The sequence below is a fragment of the Pseudoalteromonas sp. SR43-5 genome (assembly GCF_014163835.1).
GTDB classification, from domain to species: domain Bacteria; phylum Pseudomonadota; class Gammaproteobacteria; order Enterobacterales; family Alteromonadaceae; genus Pseudoalteromonas; species Pseudoalteromonas distincta.
In genome coordinates, this window is the sequence record NZ_JACJEA010000021.1 from 63,293 (window position 1) to 85,461 (window position 22,169).

General features: G+C 37.8%; 24 protein-coding genes. 14 read left to right on the forward strand and 10 right to left on the reverse strand.

The features are described from left to right. The first annotated feature begins 1 nt into the window (after position 1). Genes H5090_RS13580 through H5090_RS13590 form a run of 3 tightly spaced genes read left to right on the forward strand, consistent with a single transcriptional unit; the run spans position 2 to position 4,289 of the window. Entirely contained in the window at positions 2-988 is a 987-nt protein-coding gene (locus H5090_RS13580; protein WP_182695960.1) for a DUF58 domain-containing protein, read from the forward strand. Further along, positions 988-2,958 (forward strand): DUF3488 and transglutaminase-like domain-containing protein, encoded by a 1,971-nt coding sequence (locus H5090_RS13585; protein WP_182695961.1) that lies wholly within the window; start codon positions 988-990, stop codon positions 2,956-2,958. Before H5090_RS13580 ends, H5090_RS13585 begins: the two co-directional genes overlap by 1 nt. A gap of 8 nt (positions 2,959-2,966) precedes the next feature. Further along, positions 2,967-4,289: a Na+/H+ antiporter family protein gene (locus H5090_RS13590; RefSeq protein WP_182694104.1), complete on the forward strand. Its 1,323-nt coding sequence runs from the start codon at positions 2,967-2,969 to the stop codon at positions 4,287-4,289. 271 nt (positions 4,290-4,560) lie between these two features. Here H5090_RS13590 and H5090_RS13595 read toward each other — a convergent pair whose 3' ends face one another. Genes H5090_RS13595 through H5090_RS13605 form a run of 3 tightly spaced genes read right to left on the reverse strand, consistent with a single transcriptional unit; the run spans position 4,561 to position 6,666 of the window. After that, positions 4,561-4,992: an acyl-CoA thioesterase gene (locus H5090_RS13595; RefSeq protein WP_002960891.1), complete on the reverse strand. Its 432-nt coding sequence runs from the start codon at positions 4,990-4,992 to the stop codon at positions 4,561-4,563. Between the two features lie 5 nt (positions 4,993-4,997). Next, complete coding sequence (locus tag H5090_RS13600; RefSeq protein WP_182695962.1) at positions 4,998-5,816, reverse strand: M23 family metallopeptidase; 819 nt, start codon at positions 5,814-5,816, stop codon at positions 4,998-5,000. Next, positions 5,809-6,666 (reverse strand): 6-carboxytetrahydropterin synthase, encoded by an 858-nt coding sequence (locus H5090_RS13605; RefSeq protein WP_182695963.1) that lies wholly within the window; start codon positions 6,664-6,666, stop codon positions 5,809-5,811. Before H5090_RS13605 ends, H5090_RS13600 begins: the two co-directional genes overlap by 8 nt. 203 nt (positions 6,667-6,869) lie before the next feature. Here H5090_RS13605 and fabA point away from each other — a divergent pair, with 203 nt between their 5' ends. Next, entirely contained in the window at positions 6,870-7,385 is a 516-nt protein-coding gene (fabA, locus tag H5090_RS13610; protein WP_002960896.1) for a bifunctional 3-hydroxydecanoyl-ACP dehydratase/trans-2-decenoyl-ACP isomerase, read from the forward strand. Positions 7,386-7,450: 65 nt separating this feature from the next. On the opposite strand, the gene rmf is transcribed toward fabA, so the two are convergent. After that, a complete protein-coding gene (gene rmf / locus H5090_RS13615) occupies positions 7,451-7,621 on the reverse strand; it encodes a ribosome modulation factor (RefSeq protein ID WP_002960897.1) in 171 nt (56 codons plus the stop codon). A gap of 409 nt (positions 7,622-8,030) precedes the next feature. Here rmf and H5090_RS13620 point away from each other — a divergent pair, with 409 nt between their 5' ends. From H5090_RS13620 to H5090_RS13630, 3 genes are all read left to right on the forward strand, one after another. Further along, the gene (locus tag H5090_RS13620) at positions 8,031-8,666 is read left to right on the forward strand and encodes a TetR/AcrR family transcriptional regulator (RefSeq protein ID WP_007582758.1); all 636 of its coding nucleotides are present in this window, start codon (positions 8,031-8,033) and stop codon (positions 8,664-8,666) included. A 49-nt stretch (positions 8,667-8,715) separates the two neighbouring features. Further along, entirely contained in the window at positions 8,716-9,708 is a 993-nt protein-coding gene (locus H5090_RS13625) for an MDR family oxidoreductase (RefSeq protein ID WP_182695964.1), read from the forward strand. 72 nt (positions 9,709-9,780) lie between these two features. After that, positions 9,781-10,197: a VF530 family DNA-binding protein gene (locus H5090_RS13630; protein ID WP_002960902.1), complete on the forward strand. Its 417-nt coding sequence runs from the start codon at positions 9,781-9,783 to the stop codon at positions 10,195-10,197. A gap of 98 nt (positions 10,198-10,295) precedes the next feature. Here H5090_RS13630 and H5090_RS13635 read toward each other — a convergent pair whose 3' ends face one another. Further along, positions 10,296-10,727 carry a DUF3859 domain-containing protein gene (locus tag H5090_RS13635; protein WP_182695965.1) on the reverse strand — a complete coding sequence of 144 codons (432 nt, stop codon included), beginning with the start codon at positions 10,725-10,727 and terminating at the stop codon, positions 10,296-10,298. Positions 10,728-10,932: 205 nt separating this feature from the next. Between H5090_RS13635 and H5090_RS13640 the strand changes: the two genes are divergently transcribed. From H5090_RS13640 to H5090_RS13655, 4 genes are all read left to right on the forward strand, one after another. Further along, positions 10,933-11,937, forward strand: coding sequence for a YHYH protein (locus tag H5090_RS13640; RefSeq protein WP_182695966.1), 1,005 nt, complete (start codon positions 10,933-10,935; stop codon positions 11,935-11,937). A 13-nt stretch (positions 11,938-11,950) separates the two neighbouring features. Then, on the forward strand, positions 11,951-12,475 hold the full coding sequence (locus H5090_RS13645) for a hypothetical protein (RefSeq protein WP_182695967.1): 525 nt from the start codon (positions 11,951-11,953) through the stop codon (positions 12,473-12,475). 93 nt (positions 12,476-12,568) lie between these two features. Then, positions 12,569-13,219: a hypothetical protein gene (locus H5090_RS13650; RefSeq protein ID WP_182693026.1), complete on the forward strand. Its 651-nt coding sequence runs from the start codon at positions 12,569-12,571 to the stop codon at positions 13,217-13,219. Positions 13,220-13,260: 41 nt separating this feature from the next. Continuing rightward, the gene (locus H5090_RS13655; RefSeq protein WP_182693027.1) at positions 13,261-13,674 is read left to right on the forward strand and encodes a hypothetical protein; all 414 of its coding nucleotides are present in this window, start codon (positions 13,261-13,263) and stop codon (positions 13,672-13,674) included. Between the two features lie 20 nt (positions 13,675-13,694). On the opposite strand, the gene H5090_RS13660 is transcribed toward H5090_RS13655, so the two are convergent. Beyond that, complete coding sequence (locus H5090_RS13660) at positions 13,695-15,515, reverse strand: protein kinase domain-containing protein (RefSeq protein ID WP_182695968.1); 1,821 nt, start codon at positions 15,513-15,515, stop codon at positions 13,695-13,697. Between the two features lie 225 nt (positions 15,516-15,740). On the opposite strand from H5090_RS13660, the gene H5090_RS13665 reads away from it, so the two are divergent. Continuing rightward, positions 15,741-17,756, forward strand: a complete 2,016-nt coding sequence (locus H5090_RS13665; RefSeq protein ID WP_182695969.1) for a TonB-dependent receptor — start codon at positions 15,741-15,743, stop codon at positions 17,754-17,756. A gap of 378 nt (positions 17,757-18,134) precedes the next feature. Here the strand turns inward: H5090_RS13665 and H5090_RS20900 are convergent, their stop codons facing one another. Then, a complete protein-coding gene (locus H5090_RS20900; protein WP_259395103.1) occupies positions 18,135-18,317 on the reverse strand; it encodes a hypothetical protein in 183 nt (60 codons plus the stop codon). 121 nt (positions 18,318-18,438) lie between these two features. Continuing rightward, complete coding sequence (locus tag H5090_RS13675) at positions 18,439-19,098, reverse strand: NADPH-dependent FMN reductase (RefSeq protein ID WP_182695970.1); 660 nt, start codon at positions 19,096-19,098, stop codon at positions 18,439-18,441. 251 nt (positions 19,099-19,349) lie between these two features. On the opposite strand from H5090_RS13675, the gene H5090_RS13680 reads away from it, so the two are divergent. Both H5090_RS13680 and H5090_RS13685 read left to right on the forward strand, forming a co-directional pair. Further along, the gene (locus H5090_RS13680; RefSeq protein WP_182695971.1) at positions 19,350-20,396 is read left to right on the forward strand and encodes a YHYH protein; all 1,047 of its coding nucleotides are present in this window, start codon (positions 19,350-19,352) and stop codon (positions 20,394-20,396) included. A 12-nt stretch (positions 20,397-20,408) separates the two neighbouring features. Continuing rightward, positions 20,409-20,729 (forward strand): hypothetical protein, encoded by a 321-nt coding sequence (locus H5090_RS13685; protein ID WP_182695972.1) that lies wholly within the window; start codon positions 20,409-20,411, stop codon positions 20,727-20,729. A 68-nt stretch (positions 20,730-20,797) separates the two neighbouring features. Here the strand turns inward: H5090_RS13685 and H5090_RS13690 are convergent, their stop codons facing one another. Together H5090_RS13690 and H5090_RS13695 are read right to left on the reverse strand one after the other, a co-directional pair. Next, positions 20,798-21,601 carry a hypothetical protein gene (locus tag H5090_RS13690; protein ID WP_182695973.1) on the reverse strand — a complete coding sequence of 268 codons (804 nt, stop codon included), beginning with the start codon at positions 21,599-21,601 and terminating at the stop codon, positions 20,798-20,800. Positions 21,602-21,723: 122 nt separating this feature from the next. Next, a complete protein-coding gene (locus tag H5090_RS13695; RefSeq protein ID WP_182695974.1) occupies positions 21,724-22,167 on the reverse strand; it encodes a hypothetical protein in 444 nt (147 codons plus the stop codon). Between the last annotated feature and the right edge of the window lie 2 nt (positions 22,168-22,169).

Here is a 22,169-nt window from a genome sequence, read left to right on the forward strand (position 1 = left end):
TATGCCAAAAAAAACAGCTAAGCGCCCTTCTTTATTTAAGTCATTTAAGCAAAGTGTATTTAATAAGTTATTAAAAAATAAACATTTAAAAAACTCAATTACACTTGAACACAGAACAATTTATGTATTGCCATCATCCCTTGGTTGGTATTTTATAGTTGTAGCTATTTTAAACTTTGTGATGGGCATTAATTATCAAAATAATTTAATTTTAATAATGTCTTATCTTATGTTTGTGGTAATGATTATTGCTGTATTAATGGGCTACAGTAACGCTAAAGGCTTAACAGTTAAATTTAAAGATGCATTTAACAGCTACGCTCCTCAAAAACCGAGTATTGTATTTGAATTACAAAGCCCTTCTGTTACCCAATCTATTAATTTAACATATCAAGGTAGTGAGCAAACTCACAAACATACCGGCCAAGTTGATAGTAAACCTCAGGTACTTACACTCAACTTACCCTACAGCTCACGCGGTAAGTACTCAGTGCAACGTATTAAAATAGCGAGTAACTATCCCTTTGGTTTGATAACTGTTTGGAGCTACATTCAATTACAAGAAGAAGTATTTGTGTACCCGTCACTTGAACAGGTTCACTGTGATGCGCATGTTTCTATGCTTGATGAGCAAGCCGATAAAGGTATTTCTACACAATTTGGTAGCGAAGAGTTTGAGTCTCTTATCCCACATTTACCTGAGATGGGCTTGCAAAGAGTGTCGTGGAAGCATTACGCAAAAACACAGCAGTTGTTAGTTAAAGAGTTTGTAGACTTTAAAACAGCGAATGCGCTCTTCGATTTTACGTTAATGAATGGAGATACAGAACAACGGTTAAGCCAGTTATGCTTTTTAGTGTGTGAAGCAACCGAGAAAAACACCCCTTTTATGTTAAAGCTACCGAATAAAACAATAAATACAAATACCGGACAGCAACATAAGCAGCAATGCTTAGAATTCTTATGCTCATTTAATGGTGATGTGTAATGGACATACTTAAAAACGAAAAAGTAATAAATTATTCGCTGTCTTTTATATATGCATGTTTGATTGTATTTTTTGTATCACATTTACCGCTTGTTTTTGTTGGTGTACTTTCACTTATTTGTGCATGGAACTTTTACATAACGCTAAGTAATAAACCAAAGCCAAATGCTTGGCTGGCAAATATACTCGCAGGTGTGTCACTAGGTTTAATGCTCTACACAGTAGGCATGTCGGATACGGTTATTTTATTTGTGGCCATGCTGCTACTTGCTAGTTTATTTAAGCTGCTACAGGCTAAAACCAAAAAACACTATCATGTAATTACAACGCTTACGTTTTTTTCACTCTCATCTGTGTATTTATTTAACCAAAGCATTTTAACGACTTTAACTGTTAGTAGTTTATACATATTAAACTTTGCAGTACTTGGCCTACTCGAGTCCAAACATAATTTAAAAATAGCCTCTAAGCAAAGTGGTAAATTGCTACTTTTAGCGCTTCCTTTAGCTATATTTTTACTGCTTTTTTTACCAAAAATGCCCGCCTTTTGGCAGCTTCCTGGGCCTAAGCTTGCTAAAACAGGGCTTTCTGAACAGGTCGATCCATTCGATATTGCAAAGCTTTCAAATTCTGACGAGCTTGTATTTAGAGCTAAATTTAACGAAGAAAAACCTGTAGCGCCTTATTATTGGCGAGCAATAGTTCATGATGAATTTAATGGTAATGCGTGGCTTACGTCTGACTTTTTAAAATATAATAATGTAAAAACAAATACGCAGAGCGAAAATGATGAGCAACTTATTGCAAGCTACTCAGTTATTACAGAGCCTGCTACACAAAAATGGCTCTATGGTTTAGCGTATTCCAGTAGTAACTCACCAAATGTTGAAGGTAATTCGCTAGGTTTATTGCGTAAAAAAAGTCGCCAAGCTAAAAACTTACAATACGATGTAAATAGCTTTAACTTCACAACTTTACCGCTTGGCGAATTTGAAGAAAAACGCTACAAATACCTCTCCAATAAAAAGAATGTAAAAACATCATCACTTGCTAAAAACTTAAAGCAAAATACACACTCTGACCGCGATTTTTATAATCGCTTATTACAGTACTTTGCAGGTACGGGATTTACTTACACATTAACACCCACTCCTATGAGCGGCGATAACACCATAGATCAATTTTTATTTGATAATCAACGTGGCTTTTGTGGCCACTATGCCAGTGCCGCTGCGTACATTTTTAGAACCGCAGGTATACCCGCTCGACTAGTAAGTGGCTATTTAGGTGGCGAATTAAATCAAGATAATAATACGCTCACTGTTCGCCAATACGACGCACATGCATGGGTAGAAGTATATCTACAAAACGAAGGTTGGGTTATTTTTGATGCAACCGCTGTTGTAGCTCCGGAGCGTTTAAATGGCTCACTTTCGCAGAACGAAGAGCTGAATGACGAATTTAAAAGTAACCTTGATTTTGGTTTAGTGAGTTTAAGTAATTTCCCCGCTATTAATTGGTTAAGGTTGGAACTTGAAAACCTCGATTATCAATGGTCTAGCTGGGTACTTGGTTTTGACGAAGAAAAACAAAATGATTTTTTAAAATCGATTTTTGGTAGTAAAAACATTTGGCTTGTACCATTAATGGTTTTACTAACAGCTGGTTTTTGTTTTATAGGTTATTTTATTTATTTAAACTTGCCAAAACGCCCGTCTAAATTAGCGCCTATGGTTAAAGAGTTTTATGAAGTAAAAGCATGGGCTAAAAAACAAAAAATAAATACACCCGATAATTTAACACCGAGTCAGCAGTTAGACTTTTTTGCTGATCAACTTCCTCGTTCTGCACAATCTATAAACACTTTTAGGCAGTTATTTAACCAAGTACGCTATGGTAAAAAACCTTTTACGAAAGAGCGTAAAACTCAGGCTAAAGATCTGATAAAATTAATTAAAATTTCCAAATAGAGAATACTATGAATGCTGTTGTTATAGGCGTTATTTTAATGCTCGGGCTATCTCTTGCTCGCGTTAACGTCATTGTTGCCATGATCATAAGCGCGTTAGTTGCAGGTCTTACTGCAGGCTTGGGCATAAAAGAAAGTGTTGATGCGTTTAATTCTGGCCTTTCAGCTGGAGCTGAAATTGCACTAAGTTATGCTATGCTCGGCGCGTTTGCCGTTGCTATTTCTAAGTCGGGTTTAACACGCATTCTCGCTGATAAGCTACTTGCTAAAGTAAATGCAAAAGGCAGCGGTAATGAAACATTTTTAAGTTACTTCATTTTATTAATTATTTTAGGTTGTGCAATTTCTTCGCAAAACTTAGTCCCTGTACACATAGCGTTTATTCCTATTTTGATCCCGCCGTTACTTGTTGTTTTTAATCAGTTAAGATTAGACAGGCGTGCTATAGCGTGTATTTTAACATTTGGATTAGCAACGTCTTACATGGTGCTTCCTTATGGTTTTGGGGGTATTTACTTATATTCGATTTTGCACAAAAACCTAGTTGATAACGGCCTAGACATTGTAAATACCCAAGTCCCTGTGGCGATGATAATTCCTGCATTAGGTATGTTTATTGGATTGCTTATTGCGGTATTTATTACTTACAAAAAACGCCGCGAATACACCGAGCTCCCATTAACAACTGTGAGTAAATCTGCTGAGGTAGAAAACCCTAAAAAAGTAATGATTGTGGGGCTTTTTGCAGTACTTGCCTCACTTGTTGCACAAAACCTAAGTGGCTCAATGATTTTAGGTGGCTTAGTAGGTGTAATGATATTTAGTGTTTTTGGTGTAGTTAAGTGGGAAGAAAACGGCGACGTATTTAGTAAAGGCGTTGCGATGATGGCCATGATTGGCTTTATTATGATATCGGCACAAGGTTTTGCATCGGTTATGCAAGCCACTGGCGATGTAGCAAGCTTAGTACACAGCGCAGCCGCCCTTTTTGATGGTAATAAACCTTTGGCCGCCGGTGTTATTTTGTTAGTCGGGTTATTAATTACAATGGGAATTGGCAGTTCGTTTTCAACAGTGCCTATTATTGCAACTTTGTTTGTCCCTTTATGTTTAGACCTTGGCTTTTCTGTTATGGCTACCGCTGCGCTTGTTGGTACTGCGGGCGCTTTAGGTGATGCAGGCTCTCCTGCTTCAGACTCAACGCTTGGCCCAACATCGGGTTTAAATGCCGATGGCCAGCACGACCACATTAGAGACTCTGTTATTCCAACGTTTATTCACTTTAACATACCGCTGCTGATATTTGGCTGGATTGCAGCAATGGTACTTTAAAAAGTATTTATGTAAGTATTAATAAATGTAATTAAAAGCTAAATATAACCAAAAAGGTATGTTAAAAGCATACCTTTTTAGTATCCAAATCCAACAACTCTCACCCCTATCAATTCCCTTCAGTTTGATTACTTTTTTAGTTAATACTCACTCTGTTGTTGAGGTTATACTTTATGAATATTTAGTATGATGTGTTCTTTTAATGGGGTTATATAAGCACCAATTAAGGTGCTTATATAAATTTACTTTAGCGCATATTCAAAGCTTTAAGTTAATCAAAACCATAAATCATTTTATCGCATACTACCGGAGTCGGTCTGTGGTTATCATCAACTGCAACAAAGGTAAAGCTGCCACTAATGGCTGAATGCTTATCGTCTTTGTGCATAGTTTCTAATAATATATCTACGTCAACTTTTAAGCTGGTGTTACCTACATGCACTACTTTAGCTATTAACTCTGCAAAAGTACCTGCAGGTATGGCTTCTTTAAAGTCGACTCTATCAGAAGATATAGTTACCAAAGGCTTACGGCAAAAACGAGTCGCGGCTATAAATGCCACTTCATCCATCCACGCCAGTGCATCACCACCAAATAAAGTATTGTGATGATTAGTACGCCCTGGAAACACGGTTTTAGTTACCGATGTGGTTGAGTCTTCAATACGCTGAGCAATTATTGCATCGCGATTTACGTCAGTCATAATCTCTACTTTTTGTTTGCTAATGTATCTTGCATTAGTAATGCAGGATCAAGGCGTTCGCCTTTCCAGTTAAAACGCCAATCTAGGTGAGGACCCGTTACACGTCCAGTTGCACCAATTTCAGCCACTTTGTTACCTTGCTCAATTTTATCATCCACTTTAACATCAAGCTTACTTAAGTGAATGTAAGTTGAGGTAATACCATGGCCATGATCAATAATTAATGTTCCGCCAGAGTAGTATAAATCAGGTTCAGCAAATACCACGGTACCACTAATAGGCGCGTAAACAGGAGAGCCCGTTTTATTCGCGATATCTAAGCCAAAGTGCGGACGACGAGGCTCGCCATTAAAATAGCGCTGACTACCATAAACACCCGATATGCGCCCTTCTGCAGGCTTTAAAACCGGGTCTAAAAAGTACAATAAATCAGAGTCTACTTCTCTGGCTTTTCGCACAGCAACTGCTTCGCGGCTTATACGCGCACTAACTTCTTTTGGTGGAGATACATATTTTTTAGCTACGCCGGTAATTTTATCAATTTTATATTCGCGCTTTGTGATAGCTATTGGCTGTGAATGCGATTTACCATTGTTATCTACCCATTTTAAAGTATGAGTAGTTTCAGCGTCACGACCAAAACCAAATACAAAGTCACCCTTTGGTGAAAGTTTTAAGCTTTTGCCATCTAAGCTTACTGATTTAGCGTTTTCTAGCTTTCCAGTAACTAAACCGCCTTGTGTTAAATGTCCTTTTAACTCAAGCGCCATAGCACTAAAGCTAGCAGAGGCAACAAGCGCTGTTGCTAAAAGTGTTTTAAACATAACTAATCGATCCTTTTCCAACACCTTCATAAGCCGTTACTTTCACTGCTTTTTCTGGGTATTGGGCTTTAATTTGGCCAGCTACATGTTCAGCAATACATTCTACAGTGGTATCTACTGGCAAAATGTCGCAACGAGACTCGCTTATAGCCATTTCAAAATAGCCTTGTGCCGATATATAAGCAAAACATACATCACCCGCTTTGGCTGTTATGTGTTTCAAATCAGCTGCGTTAATTTGATCTTCACTGGTGGCTAAGTAAATATCTTCCCACTTTTGAGACCATTCTTTTTGCAAGCGCGGCATAGAAATACCATCTAGGCTAATACCAATTTGAGAACGATGCCCATGAATAATACGCTGGCAATTACCGTCATGCTTTTTAAGGCCATGGCTGTAATGATAGTAAAAACTTTGGCTGTGTTCAGGCTTAAGAGACAGCTCAATTTTTTCGATGTTATCTGGTAGCTTCGGTAAAATAGTCGCAATTAAAAATTTGGTAACCGATTCAACAGTTACTTCATCTGCGTTAATCATGCAATAAGCTTGATGAGGAGCGCTCATAGCTAAGTGATTATTTTCACCAAATGTACAGTCGAGTGTTTTATGCTCGTCAAATTCAGATACAGTACCATTAAGCCCTGTAGGAATTGCTAAACGGTGATCAATACACTCATCTATAATGCCTTTAATTTGCTTTTTAACTAAACCAAAGTCTAAAACCATAGACTCTTCGTTAAGTTTACCGTGCAAAGTTAAATCAACAATCCAGCTCTCGCCAACGGCGCCGCGTTTGTTACATAAGTAAGAAAAATCAATCACAGTTAGTGAGTTAACAAAAAGGATCATAAACTTCCTTTAGACTGGTTATAAGACAGCGTTAATTATAATGATTTCTGATTGTAATTGCGCGGTTTTATAGTGCAAAAACCAATCGCGTTGATTGATTGATGATTTAATATGCAATATTTTGATTTTTTAACTGCTCCGAGTTGTTTAGCGTACAAGTGTACGCTAAAGTACTTGGCAATTTCTAAGCGAAGATAAGTGTTATGGAACCTAAAAATAGCTATACAAAAGAAGAGTTGATCCTGTGTGGTCAAGGTGAAATGTTTGGTGAAGGTAACTGCCGTTTACCAAGTGACAACATGTTAATGATGGATCGCATTACCTCTATTACTGCTGATGGCGGTATTCATGGGAAAGGCGAAATTGTTGCTGAGCTTGATATTGACCCTAGCCTTTGGTTTTTCGATTGTCATTTTAAAGGCGACCCAGTAATGCCAGGTTGTTTAGGCTTAGATGCTATGTGGCAACTAGTTGGTTTTTACTTAGGTTGGTCTGGTGGCCCTGGTCTTGGCCGTGCGCTAGGTGTGGGTGAAGTTAAATTTACTGGCCAAATTTTACCAACTAATAAAAAAGTAACTTACCGCCTTGTAATGAAACGCGTAATTAAACGTAAATTGTTTATGGGCGTTGCAGATGGCACTGTAGAAGTAGATGGCCGAGTAATTTACGAAGCAAAAGATTTAAAAGTGGGCTTGTTCCAAGACACTAGCGCGTTTTAATTTTTAAATGCGTACAAAAAGGCCTCCAACGTGGAGGCCTTTTTGCTTAAATTCGATTATTGATTTTAGGTTTTGTACATGTTGCGGTTTTCAATCGCTTCACGCCAACCTCCTAACCACTCTGATTTGGGATCTACTTGTTGATAAGGGCATAGCTCTTTTGAGCGACCTGCTAAACCTGCTTTAAAACCTTGAGAATGAGCTCTTTCTAAACGATCTCTTTTCTGTCTCTTCATCGGTAATATCCTCACCTTTTTATTTGTATATTGTGTAGCATTAGTGAAATCTACATTTAATGAATAGTTAATAAAAATGTAAAATTCAAATCGTAAAAGCAATTAAATTGTTTGACTTTAACTAAGCTGCTGATGCAAAAATGAATTAACATTTAAAAAAGTAAGTGGTCATACAACATTTAATTTGACCGGTTTTATGCTAAATAAAATGCGACTCAATAATCGCTAAAAAGCACTTATGTGCTTTATTTGTGACCGACTAATATTGACTAAGTTCCAAACAAAAATGTAATCGTGACACTTTTATTTCATTAATCTTAAATTAGTAGCCCGCCCCTAACTTGAAGTATTTTTAAACAATTTAAATTTATGCTTGATTATTTAAAGTCGATCGGTCTAATATATGTGCATGAACAAAAATACATCAACACCAATACGCCGTGGTCGCCCACCTAAAATAGCCAGAGAAAACGCCGATACCAAAGCGTTACTTATTCGTACGGGCCTAGAAACCTTAACTGAATTTGGCTTTAGCGCCACGGGGCTCGATACTATTTTAAAAAAAGCGGCTGTACCTAAAGGCTCCTTTTATCATTACTTTAAAAGTAAAGAGGCCTACGGCATTGCCCTAGTTGATGCATACGACAGTTACTTTATTGCAAAGCTTACCCATTACCTACAGCAAGAAGATGTTCCCCCACTTGAGCGAATCGTTAATTTTACCCAAAGCGCAATTAAAGGAATGAAAAAATACGATTACAAACGTGGCTGTTTAGTAGGTAACTTAAATCAAGAGCTTAATCATTTAAGTGATGAGTTTAAAACCAGATTAATGCAAAGCTACACCGCTTGGCAAAACCATGTAGAGGTTTGCTTAAACCAAGCTAAGCAACAAGGCACTATTGCAAGCCATGTAAATACAAAATTGATGAGTGAGTACTTTTGGATTGGCTGGGAAGGTGCGGTTATGCGCGCCAAGCTCACAAAATCAAATACTCCACTTACTTTGTATACAGAAATGTTTTTACGCGCATTACTAACCTAATGCGTTTTTATTTACCAATTAAAAGACGATCGGTCTAAAAGGATATCCCATGAGTAACCCAATTAAAGCCATTGTTATTAATAAAGAAGATAATAACCACAGCGCCTCATTATCGACTATCGAAAATAGTGATTTACCAAACGAAAACGTCTCTATCGACGTGCTATACAGCACACTTAACTATAAAGATGGTTTAGCAATTACTGGTAAAGGCCCCGTTGTACGCAGTTTTCCTATGGTGCCAGGTATTGATTTAGTGGGTACGGTTACAAATTCCACCAGCGATGAATTTAAAAATGGCGATAACGTAATATTAAATGGCTTTGGTGTAGGCGAAAAACATTGGGGCGGGCTTGCTCAAAAAGCGGCACTTAATAGCGATTGGCTAATCCCCTTGCCTGCAGGTATTTCTCCAAAACAAGCGATGCAAATAGGTACAGCCGGTTATACCGCTATGCTAAGTGTTATAGCTCTGGAAAAACAAGGCATTACGCCTGAATCTGGCGAAATACTGGTAACAGGTGCCAATGGTGGCGTAGGCAGCTTTGCTATTTATTTATTAAACCAGCTTGGCTACAACGTAACAGCAGCTACGGGTCGATTAGATCAAAGTGAATATTTAAAAGAGTTAGGTGCTAAACAAGTAATTGACAGAAACGAGCTTTCAAATCCGGGTAAGCCTTTACAAAAAGAGCGTTTTGCAGCGGCAATAGATTCAGTAGGTAGCCATACACTTGCCAATATTTGTGCATCACTAAAGTATGGGGGTGTAGTAACCGCCTGCGGACTTGCCCAAGGCATGGATTTACCTGCCTCAGTTGCCTCATTTATATTACGTGGTGTGTCACTAATAGGCATTGATAGCGTAATGCGCCCTAAAGCCGACAGAATTGAAGCGTGGGATCGTTTAGCAAAATTAGTTAGCGCTGATTACCTAGATAAAATTTCGACAGAAATATCACTAGAACACGTAATTGATAACGCAGAGCTACTTATGCAAGGCAAAATTCGCGGTCGTGTTGTAGTTAATTGTCAAAGTTAAGCTATTTACTCTGTTAAAGCCTCGTTATTAAATTTATAATGCAATTTGTATTTTAATAACGAGGCAACACCTATGAGCAACCAAGAACTTTTCAGTAATAATCCACTGCAAGGCGTTAAATTAGAACAAGTGGTTGAAGAGCTGGTTGAACAATACGGGTGGGAGCTCCTACACGCTTATTTACAACTTAACTGCTTTAAAAACAATCCTGATATAAAGTCAGCGGTTAAATTTTTACGTAAAACACAATGGGCACAAGAAAAAGTAGATAACTTTTACCTTTATCGCCTAAAAAACTTACCTAGACCTGATGATGTGCAATACGAATTACCGCCACGTGATCGCGTGATCCCAGCTGATCATAAACCTGGTGAGCCATGTGAGTTAAGTTTTAGTGATGCAAAACGTATTATGGAAAAAAAAGCATCAAAGCAACGTGCTCGTGATCGCAAACAACGCTCTAATTCTAGTAACCCTTGGGGTAACTAAACACGCTAATTTAATTTTGTAGAGCTATTTTAAATGGCTCTACAACTCTCTTTTATTAATTTTTATTACATCCACACCATATAGCTAACAAATAGAAATCAATACCCTCGGTTTTTCCAAAAATCTGTTTCAGTACGCTCTACCTCTAATGCCACCTTAAAAGTTTTATCAGCAATAATTTTTCCATTTAGCTCAATCGTCATACGCCAATCACCCAACTTATTCTCTATTGGTAACCAAAGCGTGTCGCCTAAATAAAAGTTCCAATCACTTTTTTTAACGTATACGTCGCCTTCAAAGGGGTCCATTACATCACCGTCACTGTCTGGAATATCTGGATGGTATATACAATAGTGAAGCTTTTCGCCTTTACCCTTTTTAATATTTACGATTAAGCCAAACTCAACATCTACCTCAGCTATTACATTTGTTGTAAATTGCTCTATTTGTGGCAATGCTTTACTTTCGCTATCCCACTTAGAGTAAATACCATGACTTTGTAACGTCACTACAGGTTTTGTTTTAGCCATTAAGGTAACCTTTTATATTAGCTATTTTTGCATTAGTTTAACTTTTGAAATTTTAAAATAAAACACAATCCAATAAAGTTAAATCTCAACTTAGCTTTAATACTTCGTCTATTTACATCATTGCTAATTTGTCATCATTGTTTACACACTATTTGCACAATTGCTGATTATTGTTTGAGTAACTTAATTGATCAGGTAAGCAGCAATGAAACTACACGCACTTAATATTAAAAACTCAAATCGGGTAAATGCTATAAAGCTAAGCACCTTGGCTCTAGTTGTTTCATCGTTAGTTGCTTGTGGAGGTGGAGAAGCCATAGTTGATACCTCAACAACTACAGATTCATCTCAAAGTATCACAGATAACGGTACAGGTACGAGTAGCTCAACCCAAGGCGTGTTTTGTGAATATAGTTACAGTGACTATAACGAGTCAGAATCAGTACAAGCCACCAGCGCTGCAGATTGGTCATGCACAGGAACTACACGCGACTTAGTCGCTAATGGCATACCTGATCACAAAGTAGGTACATTCCCTAATGCCGATAACCCAAATACTATTTCTGAACAATCAGTAAATGAAAGCTACACACTTGAGCCTGTAGAAACAACACAAGCAACCATGCTTGGGGGTCCTCGTGGAATGATAGGCGTTGTACTTAACGGCATTAAAATAGACGCAGGCACAGGCGGTAGTTGCGATGATTCTGGCACCGATTGCGATTTAGGCGACAACAGCGGTAATTGGAATATAGAAGCCTTAAGCCAAGACACGTTTAGTTTTGGAACAGACGACAACAATGCACACGTGCAACCCGATGGTACATACCACTATCACGGTATGCCTGAAGGCTTTGTAGCACTGCGAGGTGGCAATAGCACCACTATGACTTTAATAGGCTGGGCAGCAGACGGCTTTCCTATTTATGCACGTTACGGCTATTCGGATTCAAGTGATGCAACGTCAGCCCTAACTGCAATGACCGGTAGCTACCAACACGTAACAACCGTAAGCGCAAACCGCCCTTCTACCGATATATATCCCTTAGGTACATTTGGACAAGATTGGGAATACATAGCAGGCTCTGGTGATCTAGATGAATGTAATGGCCGCGTTGGTGTAACACCTGAGTTTCCCGATGGGATATACCACTATTACGCAACAGACACTTACCCGTTTTTTCAACGCTGCGTTAAAGGCGAAGTTTAGTTAGGAGTAAGCTATGCCTTATATAAAATCACACCTGCTAAGCATGACTACCTTGGGTTTGTTGATTATGCCAAATTTAGCAAACGCACATTTAATGGTTGCAGAGCACGGCACGCTAAACTTTGTTGATAATAACGTGTTTATTGTACTTTCAATCCCTATGCCGGCTTTTAAAGGGGTTGATGAAAACAAGGATGGCAAAGTATCAATAGTTGAGTTTAACGCTCATAAAAAGCTAATAACTAAGCGAGTTAAAAAGAACGTTTATTTAGCGGATCATCAGTATAAATTTACTATTGACGGGCTTTTGCTAAACCCAGAAGCGTCGCATAAACATAAAAGCGACAATATAGACCAAGTAACCATTACTGGGCGCTACTCTTTGCCTAGTAAACTAACCAAAGTTAACTTTAACGTTAAGCTATTTAGTAACAATGAGCACAAGCAGCACTATCAAATTACAGCGACTAGTAAAACGCAAAAGCTAACTCATCAATTTGAGCTATCACCAACGTCGCCCTTTAGTAAGGTGTTTTAAAAAATTAAATTTTTATTTTAAAGGTATTGTTTGTCCCTGAAAAAAAATGTTATATTTGTTTCATAGGATGCACCATAAATGATAAGGACTGTCATGTTTAATACTTCTACAAATACTAATACCCCATTAAAATTACTTGAGCGTATGCAAAATAGTAAAAATGACTTTAATATTGATTTTAAAGTCTCAGTATTCGACCAATTTGGTAATAAATACTCTGGTATTTTTGATTCATTAGATTCTAATTCAAGCCTCCTAACCTTGATTGATAGCTCAGATGATATTACTTTTTTCAACATGAAATACATCACTCATTTAATTCTGCACGATTCTAGTACCCACTCTAATTTCATTGCAGGAAACTTACCTCAAAAAAATAAAAATAATAAAGAGCTAATTAACATAGATGAGAAAACAGATTTAATAAAAGAAATGTTAAACAAAAACTACTCTTTAGAATTTGAATTTAAATATGATGGATTCGATAAGATAAATAAAACTGAAACAGAAAACATTTCAACTTTGTTAGATTTTTTAACTGAAAATATAAAAGATTTAGCTAGTGATGATTTTTTTATGTCTTCACTAAAAAAAGTAAAAGAGTTTCATTTTCATGATAAAAAAGATGTTAAATTTTCTATGAGACTTTCTGGAGCAGAAATTTACATTACTATGGATTTTAATCAACAACTACCGAAAAACATTAATAACTTAATAGAGAAAGGTTTCAATAAAGTATTGTAACCAATTATATATTTTAACCTGTCAAATATAAAGGAATGACAATGGGACTTAAAGAGAAAAGAGCTGCAAGAGAATTTCAAGAAAATCGTCTAGATTCTTTGAAAAAACAAATTTTTAAAGCCGCTAAATTTGAATTCGAAATCGATGTTAACTGGGATACGATTGCTATAGATGATTACGCTCATTTATTTGATCAAACTTGGCCTTTGGTATACTTTGAGCCAACTATCAAAGCTTTCAAAGAGTTATGCTCGGATGACTTGTCTCAAGAAGCTATTCAAGAAGATTTGAAAAAAATAATTATACAAAATTACGGTGATGTACATAACGCAAACAACTTTGCTACTTATAATAAAGGTGTACTGACATTAAACCACTCTCCAATTTTGAATGCGGCCAATCAAGTAGATGATCGCGCATATTCTATTCAAAATGCTATAGAAAAAGAGCTATAATTAAGTTTGTATAAGAGGTGTTACTTAACACCTCTTATTTTCGGATTTTTAGGAAAGTAATGCTCTTGTTGCTGCTCACATAAACTAAACTCACGGGTGTTTTTATATGGCAACTTCATAAAGCCCGCAACACCCACGTCCGTAATATTTACCGCGTATTGCATTAGTTTATTTAGCAAACGTTTAAACTCAACCTCTTTGCTCGAATCGAGTAAGCGGTAGTAATGGTGAATCTTCATTCTGTCCGGCAGTGCTTCAAAAATAATACACCCCGTATGATGAATTTGGTTAAGCTCAAATACGCATTTAATAACTTTTTTAGGTAGCTGTAGTTGCTCATCAGGGTCTTTACCGTCTTCAAAGTATGAATGCGGGCGGGTTATGTCGTTTGCTTTCATGCTTACAACTTCGTATTCAAGCTCTGGTAGGCTATCAAACTTAAATGCACCGGTGCCATCTCGCTCTAACTGAATAGTTTTACGGGCATCAAACAAACAACACTTAAATAACCCTTTTTGATTAATCGCTTGCGCAAGCATCACTGTGTTATTAATCGCATCACTAAACGCATCACCCAATGATTCGTCATGCATAATTAAAGATGATTCAACAAACATTGACTCATCCTTCCAATGAAAACTAAGCCCACCTACTACAGGGTACTTAGCTAATCGGCTTATTGATGCCAAAAATGCTTTTTCGGTATCGCCTGTATCAAACAAAAACTCTTTATAATAGCGGTCAAGTTGCGCGTCGTTTATATCTAGTAATTGCTTGTTATGATCGGCTTGGCGTAAAAACTGTTTTCGTGAACTATATACCACTGTGTCGGGCTGCTCGTCGTTGCCATACCAAAAAGGAATATCTGCTTTTTTTTGTTTTTTATCAAGCTCAGGTAAATACATTTTGGCCATAGTTGTAATGTTACGCATAAAGTAATCACCAGCACCATCACGTTGTGCCTTACTTTTAGAAAGCATGCCATCAATCACCTTAGCCAGCTCTTTTGGGAGCCCTAAGCTGCTTGCAGGGATGGCTTGTGCACCAAAGCGACACGACTGCGCCGACGCTAGCGCATACAACGTAGCGGCTACACCTTGTTCGTCAAATCGTGGGGATGATTGCTCCCCCGACATTTGCGCTTCACCAATAAAGTACACATCGCCCATACGAGCATTCGTTGTGCTTAAATCGCCCGACATTAAATCCATAAAGTTACTGGCAACAGGGTTACCGTCACTATCGAGCTGTGCATACACAGAGCTGCCCCAATCCACTAACGAAAGCGCATCAGTGTTTGCATCCCAAACAAGGTTTGAAGGTTTTATATCGCCATGCACTATAGGTTGTGGGCTAACGCCGTTTTTGTGACTACGTAAATCAATTAATACATTACGTAACCTAACAGCTAGCGCCATTATTTGCGCGGCACTAAAGCGCCCTGTTTTAAGCGATACTTTTTCAAGGTCCTCTCCAATGGCGCGAGCCATCATTAAAATCCCTTGTTTTTTAATTCGCTCAAATGCATAAAAGGTAGGCACTAAGGGGTTATTAATTTGCGAAAGCATATACGCTTCGTCTTCTAGACGGTCGCGTACACTTTGGGCAAGTGTAATACGCGAAAACTTAAATACCCAAGGTAAGCCGTTATCGTCATCACCTGCAAACACAAAACCAAAAGCACCCGAGCCAATCATTTCAACGTTTTTGTAGCCCAGCAGTGTTAGCTGCTTAATACAAATATTAAGCCACTGGCGGTGTTTTTTAGCATCGCGGTGCGAAAGCAAATAAACAGATTGCTCTTCGTTGATATAAAAATTGCGGATTTCTTTGGCTTTCAATACGGGCTCTCTGTCTTGTTAGTGTTATACAGTCATTTAAAGCACTCGATTATTAGTTTTATGTAATAAGATTACAATAGCGTGCGGCGTAGTTTTTAAGTTACCCATCTTTACTCACCCCTAAATAATTACAAATAACCAACAAATGTTGCATCCAATAAATTATCTAAGCCGTATTTAACATAGCTGCATTAATAACAAATACATTAGATAGGGATTTTAGTCATGAGAACATTAGCAATTTTAGCGCTAGGCACTTTGTATAGTGGTTATAGCTATGCAAACATAGAAAAATTAACCATTTATGGTCACAGAGATGGGCTAATTGGTGAGTCAATCAGCGCATCTAGCGGTATTATTGGTCAAGGTGAAATTCAGCAGCGCCCAATGTTAAGAAGCGCCGAAATGTTAGAGTTAATCCCAGGTATGGCGGTCACTCAACATAGCGGCTCTGGTAAAGCTAATCAGTACTTTATTAGGGGGTTTAATTTAGATCACGGCACCGACTTTGCCACCAGCATAGATGGCATGCCAATTAATATGCGCAGCCATGGCCACGGACAAGGTTACACCGACCTAAACTTTATAATCCCTGAGTCTATTTCAACTATTAACTATCAAAAAGGCTCATATAGCGCAAGCCAAGGTGACTTTTCAACCGCTGGTAGTGCTCAATTTCAACTTGCTGATAACCTAAAACATCACCAAGTTGAACTCAGTATAGGAGAAGATAATTATAGACGCGCTGTTGTACTGGGATCTACTAACATTGCAACAGGTAAGCTCACTGCAGCGGCAGAATGGCAAGGCTATGACGGCCCATGGGATGATATAAACGAAGATGTAAATAAAAAGAATGCCCTACTGCGCTATGTTGGTAAAGCTTTTAATGGTGACTTATCAATAAGTGCCATGGCATACGACAATACATGGAATTCAGCAGATCAAATTCCACAGCGCGCTATATCACAAAATTTAATTACTCAATTAGGCTCTCTTGACACCACACTTGGCGGTAGCTCTAGCCGTTATAGCTTATCGAGTAACTGGCAGGGCGAGCATATAAAAGCCAGCGCTTATGTAATTAATTACGATTTAAACCTGTATTCTAATTTTAGTTATTTTTTAAATGATCCAATTAATGGCGATCAGTTTAATCAGCAAGATAGCCGAAATATTTATGGAACAGATATAAGCTACCAGTTTGAAACCAAAACATCAGATATAAACATACAACATACCGTAGGTATTGAGCTTCGCCACGACGACATAGATAACGTAGGGCTTTATAACACACAAGCAAGAGAGCGACTTAGTACGGTTAGGCAAGATGAACTAAAGCAAACTAGCTACTCAAGCTTTTGGGAGTCTAAACTTTTACTTACTCCAAAACTTGAAGCAACCGTTGGCGTTAGGTACGACTATTTTGATACAAACGTGACTAGTATTACCGCCGTAAATTCAGGAAAAGCAAAGGATGATTTAGTAAGTTTTAAAGGGAGTTTAAATTACCGTTTTACAAATTTAGTAGCTGCATATGCTAATTGGGGACAATCTTTTCATTCAAATGATGCGCGCGGATCTACTATTAATATTGACCCTGTTACCGGTGAGCAAGCAGAGCAAGTTGACTTATTAGTTAAAAGTGAAGGCGCTGAAATAGGCGTCCGATTTGCTGATGAGCAAAAGTTTAATCTATCAGCTGCACTTTGGTGGCTAACACTCGACTCAGAGCTTTTATTTGTTGGCGATGCGGGTAACACAGAACCAAGTGATGCATCTAAACGTTACGGATTAGAAATAAGCGCTTATTATTGGATTAACGACAGCTTTAGTATCGACGCAGAAACCTCGTTCACGCATTCACGTTTAGATATTAATGACAATAATCATTATATAGAAGGTGCTGTTCCTGTTGTTGCAAGTACAGGTTTAAATTGGCACTTAAGTGAGCAATGGCAGTCATCAGTTAGAGTTCGCCATATTGGCAAACGTACATTAACTAGCGATGGTGACGAGCGTTCGGAGCCTTTAACAGTAGTAAATAGCGCAATTAGCTATGAGCAGACTCACTGGAAAGTAAACTTTGAATTTCTTAACTTATTTAATAGCACCGACCACGATATAGATTACTATTATGCATCGCGTTTACCTGGCGAATCAGCACAAGGCGTTGAAGATAACCACTTTCATCCAATAGAGCCAAGAACAGCGCGACTAACATTAAGCTTGTTATTTTAGTATTCATTGAGATTTACAGGGGTACTGTATATAAAAACAGTACAACTGTAAAACATACCCTTAGCCAATAAGTATCTTAGTAATTAATCCGATGCCTCAACAAGCTGGCTGATGTTACTCAACAATGCGAAGTTGATTTATTGAGTTAACAGCAACATGTGTTTGATAGTAATATTTATTGGTTTTTCTGCCTTTACTTAAAAAATAGATAGTTACCCGCTTCGCTTCACCTGTTACTTCAATTGTTTTACCAATAAAAAATGTGTCTGCTGGTTGTCCGTATTTTTCTGTGAGTTTAGCAGCTACTTTTGAATCAATTGAAATTGTAATAGCACGTCGATCACGATAGTCAGCTTCGGTATTTAAAAATACGTCACCTTACTGAGAGCCTGCAGTTTTAATATAAAACTTAAATGTACCGCTAACACCTTGTGGCGCGCTCTGCTCCGAAAGAGCTATTAAATTCATATTAGCAATAGTGCCTTCGCCAAGCGCCGGTAAGTGTTGTACAGAGCTGCAAGCACTAAGTGTTAATACACTAAAAAGAGTAAGGTATTTCAAGATATAACATCCTTTTTTATAAGTAGATGTTAATAGTAACATTTATATATTTTAAGTTTCTATAAAAGAAACAAATTTAGCCCAATTAAGGGCTAAATTAGTTATATTTTAAAAGTATTCGTTATGGGGCATTTCGCTGCGATGGATTTGATTTAAAGCTTTTTAGCATCTGCTCAGGATCTTCAACGCCACTCTGATTTTTAGCCGCTTGCGCCCACCAAACCAATTGCCCAAAAGTACGGTGAAAATAATTAAACCACGATGACTGCTCTTCACCAACTTGCACAGAGCCATTATCATTAAATACTTCTTGTGCTTTTGGTACGTGGATCATTGCTGATACAGGCAAACAGCCAAGCTCTGATAAAAACGAGCGCATACTAATTGCCGCTCTGAGTCCACCCCACTGCCCAGCAGAATAAGTAACAATAGCACTGGGCTTGTACGAAAAGAGTGAGCTACCAAAGTGATTAAGTAAGTCAGCGAGAGCTGGGCTCATACTGTGATTATATTCAGGGCTAACCATTACATATCCATCAGCCGCTTTAATTTTATCAGCTAAAGTATTTAGCATTGAAGGCGCCTTACCCTGAGCATAGGCAAAATGCGGTTTAAAAACTTGCTCACTTGGGTAATCAAGTACATCTATAAGCTCAAACTCATGTTCGGAGAATTGCTCGTTTAAGCACTCCATGCAGGCTTTAGACACTCTCTCACCTAAGCGAGCAGGTTTTGGTGGCGTGCTGTTACGCACTGTCCCTAAAAACACTAAAAACTTCATATGTAATCCTCATATGTATTTGAATAACATCTAAACACTAACACTTTTAGCTAATGTGTATTACACATATCCGTTTTTTATTATTTTAAAACACTAATAATTAAATTTAAAACTGCGCTTTAGCAACCACACACTGTTAAAGGTTTTGTATCATGTGCTTATTTTGTCGTTCTCCATACTTTTTGCACATTTAGCCAGTAATATGCCACAGTATAAGTACACCAAAACCTATACTGAAAAGGATACAAGTAATGGGCTCAAATAATTACAGCACGTTTGCAATCATTATTACCGCAACAGTTTTAACTCTAAGTGGCTGCGACGACTCACCAACGAATAAAAATACTAAGCAAGTCAGTAGCTCCCTTAGTGAAGTACAAAAAACGAATCAAACAATAAATTTATCTATGTTTAAAAAAGGGGCCTTTTTATCTGAGCCTAACATTGTTGATTGCGAAACGGCGCAAGGAACTAAAACTAAGTGTTATGAGTTAATTACATCAGGCGCACCTGCAGGTAGAGAGCCGGGTCCATTCTGCCCGCGCACATCGACCGATGGCGCTGATGTAACTGGCAGTTGGTTTAGTAAAGAAGGTACTGGTGATTTAGTTGATTTAACAGGCCAATTTGTCCTAAAGCTTGATGAATACTACGGCGATGAAAAGTGGGTACTTTACGACACTAAAACAAATAAAATTAGATATACAGCTACAAAAGAGTCCTGCGCTGGTGCAGCTCGCCCTGATGTTGAAGAGCAATATAAACAAAATTGTATTGAGTGTGAACTTTCGTATTTAGAAGATAATTTTTCATTAACGTATTTAATTCCTGTTACACCTATTCCAGCATCTGATACTGGCCGATTAAGAACAGTAGGTATAGCACTAGACGGTACTGAGCTATCAGGGCCTGCTCCAATTAATGCAATTTTAGAGAGCTATACCATTGCGGCATTTGATGATTGTGGTGGCCATATAAATTTACACCAAGGTTATCACTATCACTCTACCACTGGTTGTACTGACTCAGCTGCTACAGAAGGTGGACATGCACCTCTTATAGGTTATGCAATAGACGGTTATGGTATTTATGCAATGCGTGATACAAGCGGTAAAGAAGAGTCACTTGATGAATGCCGAGGTAATACAGATGAAGTAAGAGGTTATCACTACCACGCAGCCAGTCCTAGTGAAAATATGTTTATAGGGTGCCTACATGGAGAATCAGTTAGGCCTGCAGGTGGGCCACCAGGTGATCACAACGGTCCACCGCCAGGCCATGATCCTGAAAAGCATTAAAAAGGAGTTGTTATGTTTATAAAAAGTAGTTGTTTAAGCGTGTTTGGTATGGCTTTACTTGCAGCACCCACATTTTTAAATGCTCATTCAGGGCCGTTAAATGATGTTGCAGTTAAAGCATGCGCAGATAAAGTAAAATCTCAATCATGTAAATACGAAGGCGGCCATAACGATTTATATATTGGCAGCTGCCAGTATATGGCTGATGATTTAATGTGTGTACGAAGCCAACCGATTCAAAAAATCGATAATGAAATTTCCGCCCCTATAAAAAGCCACACTCACGAAAAAGAAAAGAGTGATTTAAAAACCAACGTTAATAAAGCTATGTAAATTTAGGGCTAATTTTTATTGATAAACTCTTAATAAGCAGCACAACCATTTTATTGTGCTGCTAACTTTTAACGATATAGATAGCTCAGACCAATACCACTCCATAACACGTTTTTTAAGGTTTGATCACCCACAAAACGCTCAGCGTTTTTATTAATTGCCATGGTGTAGCTAGTATATGCGTATACTTCAAGCTGCTTAATAACTTGATACGACACGTTAGCTGTAAGCTTAAGGTTGTTAATACCATTATGGCCATCACTTACATAACCTGCATTAAACCCTAGCCCCGTTTGAAAATCGATATTAACAGCTTCATTTATCTCGTAGCCTTTATTTATCGCAAGCTCTATAAATATGCCTTGAGAATCAAACGAATAATATGCGCTGCTAGTGAGCTGAAATTTATCATCGTAAAAATACGAAAAATCTAAGCTAACCTCATTGTCGTGAGCATTAGAGGTGTTTTCACGCGATCTTAAATGGTTGTAACCAATAAACATATCAACGGTATTAAATAACTGAGTTGCGTAAATAGCATTTAAGTTAAACTCGGTATAATCGCTATCAACACCCGTTGCAACCCACGGAATAATAGCTATTTCATTATAATTGAATTCAGTTGCGATTGAGGCAATACCTTTACCCGCTAAGTTGTCACGGCCCTCACTTACATATCGGCTTTCCCAAAGTGGATGCACATGAAAATCAAAACCGTCATCAACATAAGTTGTACTTGCCTCATCTAGCTTAATATTTCCGCCAACACCTAATTCAGGCTCAAGTGCATGAACGTCTTGGGCCTGCACTTTAGCTAAAAGAGATGCACAAATAAGAGCTGCAAGCAAAGTACTCAATAACGTTTTATTCATTTATAGATACCTAAAGCCAAAATATATGCGCGTAAAAAATAGTCGCACATAGTATTTCGCAATATAAAAATAAGCTATCAGTATTTAATAATTTGAATTTAAAAGATCAGGAAATCTAGCATTCATACATTTTTTATTCGCCACAATTTAAGGGTACCAAATAAGTAAAATGACCCATAAATGCAGCAGATTATCGAGCTTATAATCCAAAATTGAATAGAATTCTGTTGAACGATTTGGCTTGAAGTTAAAAAAGGAATGATTAAACCCGCAATACCTCGTATTAAATACACTGCGGTTATTAATACGAGTGCAGTTTTTAAAAATGGCAGTTTTAAAATGGCGCCTGCACCAGAGAGCGCATAAAAGCCCCAAATAGCAATAATAACTGAAATAGCTAAAGTTACATAAGTAGGATACATACTGCCCTGCTCTGCCATTTGAGCCATTTGCTCACCAGCACCCAAAAGGCGATACCAATCAGGCCCTCCAAAAACACAGGCTACATGTAAAAGTGATGCTATAAAGCTTAAAATGCCTGCTGTAAATAACGTATTGTTATTCATGT